Source organism: Bacillus sp. SIMBA_074, from assembly GCF_046534555.1.
In the GTDB taxonomy this organism is placed as follows: domain Bacteria; phylum Bacillota; class Bacilli; order Bacillales; family Bacillaceae_G; genus Bacillus_A; species Bacillus_A mycoides.
On the sequence record NZ_JAWRYM010000529.1, the window covers coordinates 1 to 271 of the forward strand.

General features: G+C 42.1%; 1 protein-coding gene. It reads right to left on the reverse strand.

Annotated features, from left to right (window positions below):
- Positions 1 to 46: 46 nt before the first annotated feature.
- A complete protein-coding gene (locus tag SB773_RS31840; RefSeq protein WP_410594322.1) occupies positions 47 to 250 on the reverse strand; it encodes an amidohydrolase family protein in 204 nt (67 codons plus the stop codon).
- Positions 251 to 271 lie beyond the last annotated feature (21 nt).

Below are 271 nucleotides of genomic sequence, written 5' to 3' on the forward strand. Positions count from 1 at the left end.
TTCGTCAAATCATCTTCCGTTATTTCATGAAATTGAACGGAGTGCTTCAACTCGTCGTCAATAGCCTGTTCCTTTTCAGCTGGAAAGTTAAGTAAACGATTAGTTTGCACCATAAGCCTCCCTCTTTAAAGACCGAGTGGATGATGACTGAATCAAGATCATCTAATAGAAGGAAGTCTGCCTTGAATCCAGGCGCTATGACACCATATTCCGTTAAACCAAAGCATTCTGCTGCATTTATGGTCGCCATTTGAATGGCGGTAATAGGCTG

What these genes read in the sequence shown, in the direction of transcription:
- SB773_RS31840 (WP_410594322.1), bottom strand. Translation starts at nt 250, where the DNA reads ATGGCGACCATAAATGCAGCAGAATGCTTTGGTTTAACGGAATATGGT.